8 protein-coding genes are annotated in these 13,143 nt (G+C 60.3%); all 8 read right to left on the bottom strand.

Annotated elements, in window-relative coordinates:
- Window positions 1–31 precede the first annotated feature (31 nt).
- Complete coding sequence (rpoB, locus tag P5689_RS11400) at window positions 32–4,207, bottom strand: DNA-directed RNA polymerase subunit beta (RefSeq protein WP_285533216.1); 4,176 nt, start codon at window positions 4,205–4,207, stop codon at window positions 32–34.
- Between the two features lie 238 nt (window positions 4,208–4,445).
- On the bottom strand, window positions 4,446–4,820 hold the full coding sequence (rplL, locus tag P5689_RS11395; RefSeq protein ID WP_023979011.1) for a 50S ribosomal protein L7/L12: 375 nt from the start codon (window positions 4,818–4,820) through the stop codon (window positions 4,446–4,448).
- A gap of 79 nt (window positions 4,821–4,899) precedes the next feature.
- The gene (rplJ, locus tag P5689_RS11390; protein WP_062165691.1) at window positions 4,900–5,418 is read right to left on the bottom strand and encodes a 50S ribosomal protein L10; all 519 of its coding nucleotides are present in this window, start codon (window positions 5,416–5,418) and stop codon (window positions 4,900–4,902) included.
- Window positions 5,419–5,712: 294 nt separating this feature from the next.
- Window positions 5,713–6,405 (bottom strand): 50S ribosomal protein L1, encoded by a 693-nt coding sequence (rplA, locus tag P5689_RS11385; RefSeq protein ID WP_023979013.1) that lies wholly within the window; start codon window positions 6,403–6,405, stop codon window positions 5,713–5,715.
- A 4-nt stretch (window positions 6,406–6,409) separates the two neighbouring features.
- On the bottom strand, window positions 6,410–6,844 hold the full coding sequence (gene rplK, locus P5689_RS11380) for a 50S ribosomal protein L11 (protein WP_023979014.1): 435 nt from the start codon (window positions 6,842–6,844) through the stop codon (window positions 6,410–6,412).
- A gap of 138 nt (window positions 6,845–6,982) precedes the next feature.
- On the bottom strand, window positions 6,983–8,605 hold the full coding sequence (locus P5689_RS11375) for an efflux transporter outer membrane subunit (protein WP_285533214.1): 1,623 nt from the start codon (window positions 8,603–8,605) through the stop codon (window positions 6,983–6,985).
- Window positions 8,602–9,885, bottom strand: coding sequence for an efflux RND transporter periplasmic adaptor subunit (locus P5689_RS11370; RefSeq protein WP_285533213.1), 1,284 nt, complete (start codon window positions 9,883–9,885; stop codon window positions 8,602–8,604). Before P5689_RS11370 ends, P5689_RS11375 begins: the two co-directional genes overlap by 4 nt.
- A complete protein-coding gene (locus P5689_RS11365; RefSeq protein ID WP_285533212.1) occupies window positions 9,882–13,052 on the bottom strand; it encodes an efflux RND transporter permease subunit in 3,171 nt (1,056 codons plus the stop codon). The genes P5689_RS11370 and P5689_RS11365 overlap by 4 nt, the downstream gene beginning before the upstream one ends.
- Window positions 13,053–13,143: the final 91 nt, after the last annotated feature.

Below are 13,143 nucleotides of genomic sequence, written 5' to 3'. Positions count from 1 at the left end.
ACAAACACAGAGGAGGTAGAGACAAAGCGCATCAGATTGCGCTCTGCTCCAGATCGACATTCAGTCCGAGCGACTTCAGTTCCTTGATCAGAACGTTGAAGCTCTCGGGGATACCGGCTTCGAAATCGTCCTGCTCACGCACAATGGCCTCATAGACCTTCGTACGGCCGGAAACGTCATCGGACTTGACCGTGAGCATTTCCTGCAGGGTGTAGGCGGCACCGTAAGCTTCAAGAGCCCAGACTTCCATTTCACCGAAGCGCTGGCCACCAAACTGCGCCTTACCACCCAGCGGCTGCTGCGTGACGAGCGAGTACGGACCGATCGAACGGGCATGGATCTTGTCGTCGACAAGGTGATGCAGCTTCAGCATGTAGATGTAGCCGACCGTGGTGCGACGCTCGAAAGCCTCACCCGTACGGCCGTCGATCAGCTGCGACTGACCCGACTTGTCCACACCGGCCTTCACCAGCATGTCCTCGATATCCGGGATCGACGCACCGTCGAACACCGGCGTTGCGATCGGTACGCCCTTGCGGAGGTTACCGGTCAGCTCGAGGAGCTGCTCGTTCGGCAGGGTCGCGATATCGCTTTCGAACACGGCATCGCCATAGACCTCGCGCAGGCTCTCAAGCAGTTCGAGCTTGCGCTCACCCGTGCGCTGGTAATCATCGGCAATCCTGCCGATGTTCTGGCCGATATTGGCGCAGGCCCAGCCCAGATGGGTCTCGAGAATCTGACCGACATTCATGCGCGACGGCACGCCCAGCGGGTTCAGCACGAGATCGACCGGCGTACCATCTTCAAGGAACGGCATGTCCTCAACTGGCACGACGCGTGAGACGACACCCTTGTTACCGTGACGACCGGCCATCTTGTCACCCGGCTGCAGCTTGCGCTTCACAGCCACGAAGACCTTGACCATCTTCATCACGCCCGGCGGCAGCTCGTCACCGCGCTGCAGCTTCTCGACCTTGCTGTCGAAACGGGCCTGAATCTTGCCAACGGCAGCGTCGTATTCGCGGCGCAGCGTTTCCAGCTCGGACATCACGCTGTCATCGCTGACCGTGATGTTACGCCAGGCGCCACGCGGATGCTCGTCCAGAACCTCGTCGGTGATGACGGTGCCTGCACGGATACCCTTGAAGCCGGCAGCCGCTGTCTGGTTGAGCAGACGCTCACGCAGACGGGCTACGAAGCTGCGCTCCTGAATGGCGCGCTCGTCGTCACGATCCTTGGTCAGACGCTCGATCTCGGCGCGTTCGATCGCCATGGCGCGCTCGTCCTTGTCCACGCCACGGCGTGAGAAGACGCGCACATCAACGATCGTACCGCTCGTGCCAGGGGGCAGCTTGAGCGAGGTGTCACGAACGTCAGAAGCCTTTTCACCGAAGATGGCGCGCAGAAGCTTTTCTTCCGGCGTCATCGGGCTTTCGCCCTTCGGTGTGACCTTGCCGATCAGGATATCGCCCGGGTTAACTTCGGCGCCGACATAGACAATACCGGCTTCGTCGAGGTTGCGCAGGGCTTCCTCGCCGACATTCGGAATGTCGCGGGTGATTTCTTCCTGACCCAGCTTGGTGTCACGCGCCATGACCTCGAATTCCTCGATATGGATCGAGGTGAACACGTCATCACGGGCGATACGCTCGGAGATGAGGATCGAGTCTTCGAAGTTGTAACCGTTCCAGGGCATGAACGCGACGAGCACGTTGCGGCCCAGAGCCAGTTCACCCAGCTCGGTGGACGGACCGTCAGCAATGATGTCACCGGCATGAACCGTATCACCCACGCGCACCAGCGGACGCTGGTTGATGCAGGTGGACTGGTTCGAACGCATGTACTTGCGCAGACGATAGATATCGACGCCCTGGGTCGAACCCGCTTCGTCGGTAGCACGCACAACGATACGTGCACCGTCGATCTGGTCGATCACACCATTGCGCTTGGCAACGATGGTCGCACCCGAGTCATGGGCCACAGCGGCTTCCATGCCCGTACCTACCAGCGGCGCATCGGCGCGCACCAGCGGCACGGCCTGACGCTGCATGTTCGAGCCCATCAGCGCGCGGTTGGCGTCATCGTTCTCAAGGAACGGAATGAGCGCGGCGGCGACCGAAACAAGCTGCTTGGGCGACACGTCACAGGCCGTGACCTGCTCGGGCGGCACAAGGCGGAAGTCACCCGAACGACGGACAGAAACGAGTTCGTCGGTCAGACGGCCCGTGCTCTTGTCCTGCGCGGCATCAGCCTGGGCGACGATCAGCTTGTCCTCTTCCATGGCGGAGAGGTACTTCCAGCCGGCCTGCAGCACACCGTCCTGAACAAGGCGGTACGGTGTTTCGATGAAGCCGTATTTATTTACCTTCGCATAAGTCGAGAGCGAGTTGATCAGACCGATATTCGGTCCTTCAGGCGTCTCAATCGGGCAGATACGGCCGTAATGCGTCGGATGAACGTCGCGGACTTCGAAGCCTGCACGCTCACGGGTCAGGCCGCCCGGGCCAAGCGCCGAAAGACGACGCTTATGCGTAACCTCAGAGAGCGGGTTGGTCTGGTCCATGAACTGGCTGAGCTGCGACGAGCCAAAGAACTCACGCACGGCAGCAGCAGCAGGCTTCGCGTTGATCAGGTCATGCGGCATGACCGTATCGACATCGACCGAACCCATACGTTCGCGAATGGCGCGCTCCATGCGGAGCAGACCGACGCGGTACTGATTTTCCATCAGCTCGCCAACGGAGCGGACGCGACGGTTACCGAGATTGTCGATATCGTCGATCTGGCCGCGGCCATCCTTGAGCTCGCACATGATCTTGACGGTGCGCAGGATGTCTTCCTTACGCAGCACGCGCATGGTGTCCGGCGCATCGACTTCAAGACGCATGTTCATCTTGACGCGACCCACAGCCGAGAGGTCGTAGCGATCGGCATCGAAGAACAGGCCCTGGAACATGGCTTCTGCCGTTTCCGGGGTCGGCGGCTCACCGGGGCGCATGATGCGATAGATATCGATTAGCGCTTCGTCGCGGCGGTTGTTCTTGTCCACGGCCAGCGTGTTGCGAATCCAGGGGCCATGCGAGGAGTCGACGGCAAGCATCGGCAGCTCGGTGACGCCCGATTCCTCGAGCGCTTCGAGGCGCGCTTCGGTCAGCTCTTCGCCGGCCTCGGCGTAGATCTCGCCGGTGTTCTCGTTGACGAGATCCTGCGCGATGAAGCGGCCCAGCAGATCGGCGCGACCAACGAGCACGTCCTTGGTGGTTTCCGCGATCTTGCGGCACATGCGCGCGGTCAGCTTGGCGTCAGCCTCGGCCACGACTTCACCGGTATCGGCGTCGTACAGCGGCTCAAGCAGCTTCATGCCACGGAAGGCTTCGGGGTCGAACGGACGGGCCCAGCCCTTCGGCATGCGCGTGAACGGCACGGTGCCATAGAAATAGGCCAGGATTTCATCCTGATCCATGCCACGGATGCCAAGCGCCTCGACATCACCACCCTCGGCAGCCTTGGCGGCGCGGGCAGCTATGGAGTGCTCGCCCTCAAGGGCATAGAGCAGGGTCGTGACCGGCAGCTTGCGCTTGCGGTCGATACGCACATAGATCAGATCCTTGGCGTCGAATTCGAAATCGAGCCACGAACCACGGTACGGAATGACGCGGGCAGCGAAGAGATACTTGCCGGAAGAATGTGTCTTGCCCTTGTCGTGATCGAAGAACACGCCGGGGCTGCGATGCATCTGGCTGACAATGACGCGCTCGGTGCCATTGATGATGAACGTGCCGTTATCGGTCATGAGCGGCATGTCGCCCATGTAAACCGGCTGCTCCTTGATGTCGCGGATCGAGCGCGAGCCCGTATCCTCATCCACATCCCAGACGATCAGACGCAGAATAACCTTCAGCGGCGCGGCAAAGGTCAGCCCGCGCTGGATGCATTCCTCGACATCATATTTCGGCTCTTCGAGTTCATAGGAAACGAACTCGAGACGGCCACGTCCCGCAAAATCGTTGATCGGGAAAACCGACCGGAACACTTCCTGAAGACCCGTCTGCTGACGGCTGTCAGGCGCCACGTTCATCTGAAGGAACGTCTCATAGCTTGCGCGCTGCACGTCAATCAGGTTGGGCATCGGCGCCACTTCGGGGATCCGCCCGAAGCTCTTGCGAATCCGCTTGCGTCCTGTGAACGATTTGGTGATTGCGTTCATCTATCCCTGCCCTCTCGCACCAGACCTTCGGGTCGTCCACATGCCAGGAGACCTGTCATGGCGGGCGACCGGAACGACCGGTACCGTGAATTCAAATTGTTGTTGTGTGACAACCGGCCCTTATACAGGGTTTGTCCGCAACGGCAAATCGGGCGGAAACCCGAAAGGATTTCCGCCCTGACCTGTCTCAATCCACAACCGGCCCCGCCCAAAGGCGAAGCGCGGTCCGTGGGCTTGATTACTTGACTTCGACCTTGGCGCCGTTGTCTTCGAGCAGCTTCTTGATCTTGGCTGCCTCGTCCTTGGAAACGCCTTCCTTGACGGTCTTCGGTGCACCTTCGACCAGGTCCTTGGCTTCCTTCAGACCCAGGCCCGTGATGCCACGGATTTCCTTGATCACATTGATCTTCTTGTCGCCGGCTTCGGCGAGGATCACGGTGAACTCGGTCTGCTCTTCAGCAGGAGCAGCGGCAGCAGCCGGGCCAGCAGCAGCAACGGCAACCGGAGCAGCAGCGGAAACGCCCCACTTCTCTTCGAGCAGCTTCGAGAGTTCAGCAGCTTCGAGAACGGTCAGAGCGGACAGTTCGTCAACGATTTTGTTCAGATCGGCCATGATGATGGTCCTAATATGGTAACTGGTTTTCGATTCACAACCCGCGCTCCGGAAGAGGAGCGGTGCTGCGTAAGACAATTCAGGCGGCTTCGCCGGTCTTGGCATAGGCGCCGAAAACGCGAGCAAGCTGGCCGGCCGGAGCCTGGACAACGCCTGCGATACGCGTAGCGGGGGTAGAAATCATACCCACCAGCTGCGCACGCAGTTCGTCCAGCGACGGCAGTGCGGCAAGAGCCTTGACACCATTCGCATCAAGCGTCTGGCTACCAAGGGCGCCACCGAGCACCACAAGCTTCTCATTCGTCTTGGCGAACTCGACGATCGCCTTCGCGACTGCAACCGGATCCTCAGACCACGCAAGCGCGGTCGGGCCCTTCAGCAGCGGAAGAATCCCGTCGAATTGGGTCCCATGCAGAGCGAGGCTGGCCAGCCGGTTTTTCGCAACCTTGTACGTCGCACCCGCCGCACGAACGCGTCGACGCAGCTCCGTCACATCAGCTACCGTGAGACCTTTGTTTTCGGTCACGACAACCATGGACGTGCTGTTGAACACGTTGGCGAGGAATTCGACGAAGGCCCGTTTTTCCTGACGGTCCAAATCCATTCTCCTCGTCAGTCCGGAAACCTTGGCTTCCAGACCGGGTTACCCATGGCACTTCCCCGCAATTGGAAAAGTACCGCTCGCCTGTCCATTCAATCGGAACCCAGCATTCCGGCAGGTTGCCCCACCCTTGTCTGCTGGCGCCCCGTCTCCCGCTCGCGGATCTCTCTCAAGATCCCTTAGACTGCTCCTTGGAACAGCACGCCCGGTCTCGGACAGGTTCGGAAGCGAGGGAGTTTCCCCCGCCCCTGCGCCGCCGCACGGTCAGACCGCGCGGCGTCATCTCTCAAATCAGGCCGTGAACGACGCCACGTCGACGCGTACGCCCGGACCCATCGTGGAAGACAGGGCTGCCTTCTTCAGATAGGTGCCCTTGGCGCCAGTCGGACGAGCCTTCTGGACGGCATCGACCAGAGCCTTGATGTTCTCGACCAGCTTGTCTTCACCGAAGGAAGCCTTGCCGATACCGGCATGGATGATACCGGCCTTCTCGGCGCGGTACTCGACCTGGCCGGACTTAGCTGCCTGAACGGCACCCTTCACGTCCATGGTCACCGTGCCCAGACGGGGGTTCGGCATCAGGCCACGCGGGCCGAGGATCTTACCCAGACGACCGACCAGTGCCATCATGTCCGGGGTCGCAATGCAGCGATCGAACTCGATTTCACCGTTCTGGATCTTCTCGGCCAGATCTTCTGCGCCGACAACTTCCGCACCGGCTGCCGTGGCTTCTTCAGCCTTCGGGCCGCGGGCGAACACGCCAACGCGCAGGGTCTTGCCCGTGCCGTTCGGCAGCGAGATCAGACCACGAACCATCTGGTCAGCGTGGCGAGGATCGATGCCGAGGTTCAACGAGATTTCGATGGTCTCGTCGAACTTGGCCTTGGCGTTACCCTTGACCAGGGCAACAGCTGCGGACAGGTCGTACTGCTTGTCGGTGTCAACCGTCGCGCGGGCGGCGTTCAGCCTCTTGTTCTTGGCCATAGGATCAGCCCTCCACCACGTTCAGACCCATCGACTTGGCCGAACCGGCCAGCATGCGCACAGCGCCGTCGATGTCATTCGCGTTCATGTCCTTGAACTTCTCTGCAGCGATCTCGCGCAGCTGCGCGGTCGTGACAGAACCAACAGCGGCAGCCTTGCCGACTGTCTGGCTGCCCTTGGAGACCTTGGCGGCCTTGAGCAGGAAGTAGGTGTTCGGCGGGGTCTTGGTGACGAAGCTGAACGTACGATCCGCATAGGCCGTGATAACGACCGGGATCGGCATGCCAGGCTCGAGGGTCTGCGTCTTGGCGTTGAACTCCTTGCAGAACTGCATGATGTTCAGGCCGCGCTGACCCAGGGCCGGACCGACTGGCGGCGACGGATTCGCCTTGCCTGCCGGGATCTGCAACTTGATGTAGCCAACGACTTTTTTGGCCATATCCGGGACTCCTTGATGGTTTGCCCGAACCGCGGTTCCAGTGAGGCGTTTGCGATCTTGCGATCGCTCATGCCTCTCCCGCGTTCCGAATGGGAGCGGCCCCTTAACGCCCCGCGGTCGGGGCTGTCAAGTCTTTCGTCATCGCGCAGTGCCTGTTGCCGACAGGGTAGTCACCGCCGGAACGGCAGGTGTCGCACCGGTCAGGTTCACATCGCTGGCGCTGTTGCGCGTATCCACATCGCCTGCGGGTCGCGGATGATGCAGCCCGTCATATTGCAACACACCGAACGGATCGATGGACTTGACCGAAGGCAGGGCCGAACGATCCCAACCACCGCCAAGCGCCTTGATGAGGCGGACACTGGCCTGTAGCTGGATGGTCTGGGCCTGAACCGCATCAATACGCGCTACAAGGGCTGCCTGCTGAGCCACAACCACGTCGAGGTAATTGGTCAGCCCACCCGTGTAGAGCGCCATGGTCATGCGCTGCGTCCGCAACGCAGCGTCCACCGCCGCATATTGCTGCTTCTGCTGGTCAGCAAAGGCGCTTGTCTGCGAGAGGCCGTCTTCCACATCCTGAAAAGCGGACAGAACGGTAGAGCGATAATGATCGGCACTTTCGCGATACTGGGCCCAGGCACGCTGCAAGGCCGCACGACGCAAGCCCCCGGTAAACAACGGCTCCACGGCCTGCACGCCGTAACTCCACATCGAGTTACCGAGGCTTGCGAGGTCGAAACCGTTATTCATGAAGCCACCATTCAGGCTGAAGGTAACATCCGGGTAGAACGCAGCCCGCGCAACGCCAATGGCGCGGCTGTACGCCGCCAGATTGCGCTCGGCGGAGGCGATATCGGGGCGGCGCTCCAGAAGCTGCGAGGGTAAGCCGCTCGGGATACGCAGGATGGAATACGGCAGAACCTGCTTGTTGGTCGGCTCGATCTGGAAGCTGCCCGGAACGGTATTCACCATGACCGCTATCGCATGTTCCAGCACCTGACGCTGGGCTCGGACATTGCTCTGTGCCGCCATCGTGGCGAAAAGCTGGTTCTCGGCTCGTGAAACATCGAGCCCCGCCGCGATCGCCCCGGCCTGACGGAGCCGGGTGATCTTCACCGCAGTCTGGTAATAGCGAATCGAATCCGCATACACAGCGTACTGGGCATCCAGCCCGCGCAATCCGAGATAGTTCGAAGCCAGCTCCGCCTCGAGCATCAGGCGCAAATTCGCGTAGTCGGCCGCGCTGGCCTGCGCCATGTTCTTCTGCATACGTGTGGAATTGCGGATGCGGCTGAAGAAATCAGGCTCCCATGTCGCGGCACCACTATAGAACACGCTGGATTCGGTTGTTGGCGAATTGGCATTGGCCCCGCGCCACAAACGGGTAAGCGACGTCTTGTTGTTCGACATCCCCGCCGAGCCATTGAGCTGTGGCGCCAGTTGCGCCTCAGTCTCCCGTGCGATGTCGCGTGACTGTGTGAACACCTCCGCCTGAGCCTGCAGGTCAGGATTGGAGGCCAGCATCTTTTCCTCAAGGGCGTTCAGCTGAGGGTCATGAAAGACCTCCCACCATTTACCCTTGGGCACATCGTCGGCCGGCCTGGCGTCCACCAGAACCCCCTTCCCTTTCCATCCATCGGGATAGATGAATTTCGGGGCCCGGTAGTGCGGCGCGAGATCGCAGCCGGAAAGCAGGGCGAGGCTGAAAACCGCGCCAGCGGCACTGCCACGCAAGGCGCGGCGCCTAGATCCTGCCCTCATCGACGCGCCCCATTCTCGTTGGTGCCACCATCGTCATCTTCCGGAACCGGCTGATGCGGCGCAGGAGCCACATTCTTGCGCGGTGCGGCTGTCGCATCGTTATAGCCGCGCGTTGCAGGCACCACCTTCACCTCGTCACCTTCGAGCATATCTGCCGTGGGATTGGCCACGATCTGGTCCTTGGCCGCAATGCCGCCAAGGATCTGGATCGTCATGCCATAGTTGATGCCCGTTTTCACGTCGATCAGATGAATACGGTTATCGACCACCGTGGCGAGCTGTGTGCCTTGGGCGCGAAAGATCAGCGCATTGACCGGCACGATCAGGACACCAGGTTCGCCGGGAGCGGTGAAATGGGCGGTAGCGTAGGAATCCGGCCAGAGCGACCCATCCTTGTTATCCAGCTCAAGCTCGGTAGTGACCGTTCGCGTCGAGGCATTGAATGCCTGCGCGGTGGCCAGAAAGCTTGCATTGTAAACGCGACCGGGGAATTGCGGCAGGGTGAGCTTGGCCGCGAGCTTGTCGGAAATCACAGCCGCATAATCCTGCGGCACCGACACGAAAACACGCATGCGATGCGTATCCGCCACCGTGAAAAGCTCGGACGCACTCCCGCGGGAGTTCAGATCACCCCCACCCGCATTCACGTAGTCGCCCACATTCACCAGACGCGACGTCACGATACCGTCGAACGGTGCCACGATGCGCTTGAAGTTTTCCAGAGCTTCAAAGCGCTCGACCTCATGCTGTGCCTGATCGACCTGCGCCTTCTGTGCCGCAGCGTTGGCAGCCTGCACATCCACTTCCTGACGCGACACGGCCTGTGTGTCACGCAGATCAGCCCAGCGCTTGGCGGTAATCACGGCCAGCTTGTAACGGGCCAGAACCACGTTGTAATTTGCCTTGGCGGCCTCGTACTGGGCATCAAGGCTCGGCGTGCTGATCTCGGCCAGCAGGTCGCCCGATTTCACATGCGCGCCGTAGTCCTTGTACCACATCTTCACGTAGCCCGAGACCTGCGCATAGATCGGCGCCTGATACCAGGCGGCCAGATTGGCTGGTAGATCCAGATGACGCTCGGCAGGGCTGGGCTGTGGGTTGATCAGGCTGACACGCGCCCGGGCATTGTCGTCTGCCTCCTCGCGCAGGGTGCCGTAATGCATCGAACGCTCGACGATCCCCCAGACGGCCAGAAGAACGGCAACACCCAGAACGATGAGAATGATCAGGCGGCCCCGCTTGCGGTTCGGCTCGGCACCTTGTTTTGGGTGCTGGGTCATGCGTGGGCTCCCTCATCTCCGCGTTCACGCGGCTTTCTGTAATGGACAATGGCAAAAACACAGGGGACGAACAGGAGTGTCGCCGCCGTCGCCACCAGCAGGCCACCGATCACGGCCTTGCCGATCGGGGCGTTGTCGGAATTGCTTATGGACATCGGCACCATGCCGATAATCATGGCCAACGCTGTCATCAGCACAGGGCGGATACGCTCATAACCCGCTTCAAGCGCCGCCTTGAGCGCGTCACCATGGATCTCCATCCGCTCACGCGCGAAGGAGATGACAAGAATGGCGTTGGCCGTGGCTGTACCCATGCACATGATGGCGCCTGTCAAAGCGGGTACCGAAAGCGAGGTATGGGTCAGGAACAGGCTCCAGGCGATACCACCCAGCGCTCCGGGAAGCGCTGTGATGATCACGAACGGATCCAGCCAGGACTGAAAGTTCACAACGATAATCAGATAGACGAGCGTGATCGACATCGCGAGGCCGACGATCAGCTGCGAATACGCATCCGTCATCGTCACAGCCTGACCACGAACCACCAGATGCGAGCCGCGCGGCAATTCGGACCTCATGGAGTCCGCGACGCGCTGCACCGACTTCGCGACTGTGCCCAGATCGATATCCTCATTCGATGCATAAATATCGAACACCGGCATGATGTTGTAGTGCGCGACCTCCGCCGGGGTCCCCGTCTGCTCGATCTCGGACAGGGCGCCCAGAAGCTGGGGCTGGGCATTGGTCGGGTTACCGTCACCACGGTCAATCGGCACGGTCTTGAGATCATTGAGCGTCTGCAGATAATTCGCAGGCGTCTGCACGTCGATCAGCTGGGCGACGCCTGAACTGTTCAGGAAGTACACCTGCCCGACCTGCGCCGAGCCCGAGAGCACGACAAGCGCGTTCTGGGCGATATCCTGCTCGGTAATGCCAGTGCCCAGAGCAAAGCTCCGCTTCGCGTTGATGCTGAGCGTAGGCTGCGTCATAGGCTGCTGGATCGAGACATCGGTGATGCCCGGTATGGCGGCAAGCTTGCGGCGGAGCTTTTTGGCAAAGGCGAAATTGCCGTAAAGGTCGCGGCCCACAACCTGCACATCGAGCGGTGCAGGTAGCCCGAAGTTCAGGATCTTGGCCGTGAGGTCGGCAGGCTGGAACGTGATCTGTGTGCCGGGAAAGGCCTCGATCAGGCCCGCGCGAATCTTGCGACGGTACTCGGCGGTCGGGCTCTCGTCATTCTTGAGCGAGACAGTGATATCGCAGTCTTCGGTCCCTACGGTGGGGGTCGGGATAAAGGCCTGGTTCAGCTGCGAGAACGGCAGGCCGCAATTGTTCAGTACGGCGTCGATCTGCCCGGGCAGGATCTCGTGCATCTTCTTCTCGATCAGCACGGAAATCTTGCCGGATTCCTCCAGACGCGTCCCGATGGGGGCACGCATATGGAGCTGCAACGTGCCGGACTTGATTTCAGGGAAGAAATCCTCACCCACGAAGTAGTAGAGCCCCGTAGACAGGATCGACACGCCCATGAAGAACGGGACGAACTTCACACGCTCCTCGATCAGACCGGCCAGCACGATCTTGTAGCGCTCGCGAAAGCGAAAGAACCCGCTCTCGAAGCCGCGTTGGAAGCGGCCGAAAAATCCCGGCTCCCTGCCATCATCACCATGCTCATGCGCAGCGACCTGCGCCGCCAGCATCCAGTTGGCCATGGTCGGCACCAGCGTTCGCGACAGAATGAACGAGGCGATCATGGCGAAGATGATGGCCTCGGCCATCGGCATGAACAGCCAGCCCGCAACGCCTGTCAGTTCGAAAAGCGGGAGCCACACAATGCAGATACAGGTTGTCGAAACGAAAGTCGGGACCACGATCTGATTGGCCGCATCAATGATGGCCATTTCCAGATCTTTGCCCATCTCGAGATGGGCATCGATATTCTCGATCATGACGGTCGCGTCATCGACGAGAATACCCACCGCCAATGCAAGACCGCCAAGCGTCATCACATTGATGGACTGACCCGCAAGACTCAGCCCGATGACCGAGCAGAGAATGGCGAGAGGAATGGAAGTTGCGACTATCAGGGTGGAACGCCATGACCCAAGGAAGAGCAACACTGCAAGAGAGGTCAGAAGCGCGGCGATGATCATCTCGCGCACCACGTCCTCGACCGAATCCTTCACGAAGCCGGAGGCGTCGGTCAGGATCTTGATGCTCGTTCCCTTGGGCAGCGTATCGATAACCTGAGGCAGCAGCTTTTTAACGCCTGCCACCACATCGAGTGTCGAGGCATCGCCGCTTTTCATGATGACCATCATGACGGCCTGACGGCCCTTCACCAGCACCATGTTGGCCTGTGGCGGGCCACCGCGATGCACATATGCCACATCACGCAGATAGACGACTGAATTGCCAACCTGCTTCAGCGGCAGGTTGTTGAAGGTCTCCACCTCGCGGGGCTGCGCATTGGTCCGCACCATGTAGTCGAACGGCCCGATACGCTGATCGCCCGCTGGCAGCACGATGTTCTGCTTGTTCAGCGCCGTACTGACATCCACCGCGGACAGGTTATGCGCCATCAGCTTGGAGGGATCGATATCGACGGTGATGTAAGGCGCCAGACCACCATAGGGATTCGGTATCGATACGCCGGGTACGGAAACGAGCTGGGGCCGGATCAGGTTGGATGCCATGTTGTACAATTCGGAGCCATTGAGCTTGTCCGAATTGATCTGCAACGTCAGCACCGGCACCGAGGAGGCGTTATAGGCCAGAATCAGCGGTGGCGTCGCCCCGGTGGGTAATTGCTTGATAACCGTCTGCGAGACCGAGGTGATCTGGGTCTGCGCCACCGAGGTATCGGTACCGGGCTGGAAATAGACCTTGACGATACCGCGGCCGTAATAGGAGCCACTTTCGATGTGCTCGATATTATTGACCGTCGTGGTCAGGGTTCGCTCGTAGTAATAGACGACACGCCCTGACATGTCCTCGGGCATCAGACCCAGATAGGACCAGACGATCGCCACAACCGGAATATTGATGTTCGGGAAAACGTCTGTCGGCGTCTTGAGAACCGAACGCACACCGAAAATGACGATGAAGATGGACAGGACAACGAAAGTGTAGGGCCGCTTAAGCGCGGTAATAACAACCTGATTCATGCAGTCGACCCATCACGCAGTATGGAAACCGCCCTTCGCCTGTGCTGATTGCCCGGCGTGAGGAGTCCCCATCCGTTTCCCGATATCATCA

It is taken from the genome of Asaia sp. HumB, from assembly GCF_030263835.1.
GTDB lineage: Bacteria > Pseudomonadota > Alphaproteobacteria > Acetobacterales > Acetobacteraceae > Asaia > Asaia bogorensis.
The sequence above is the reverse complement of the archived record's forward strand: the minus strand, read 5'-3'. Positions and strand labels throughout refer to the sequence as shown.

Coding starts and splice junctions, on each gene's coding strand:
- rpoB (WP_285533216.1), bottom strand. CDS start 4,207: ATGAACGCAATCACCAAATCGTTCACAGGACGCAAGCGGATTCGCAAG.
- rplL (WP_023979011.1), bottom strand. CDS start 4,820: ATGGCCGATCTGAACAAAATCGTTGACGAACTGTCCGCTCTGACCGTT.
- P5689_RS11370 (WP_285533213.1), bottom strand. CDS start 9,885: ATGACCCAGCACCCAAAACAAGGTGCCGAGCCGAACCGCAAGCGGGGC.
- rplK (WP_023979014.1), bottom strand. CDS start 6,844: ATGGCCAAAAAAGTCGTTGGCTACATCAAGTTGCAGATCCCGGCAGGC.
- P5689_RS11375 (WP_285533214.1), bottom strand. CDS start 8,605: ATGAGGGCAGGATCTAGGCGCCGCGCCTTGCGTGGCAGTGCCGCTGGC.
- P5689_RS11365 (WP_285533212.1), bottom strand. CDS start 13,052: ATGAATCAGGTTGTTATTACCGCGCTTAAGCGGCCCTACACTTTCGTT.
- rplA (WP_023979013.1), bottom strand. CDS start 6,405: ATGGCCAAGAACAAGAGGCTGAACGCCGCCCGCGCGACGGTTGACACC.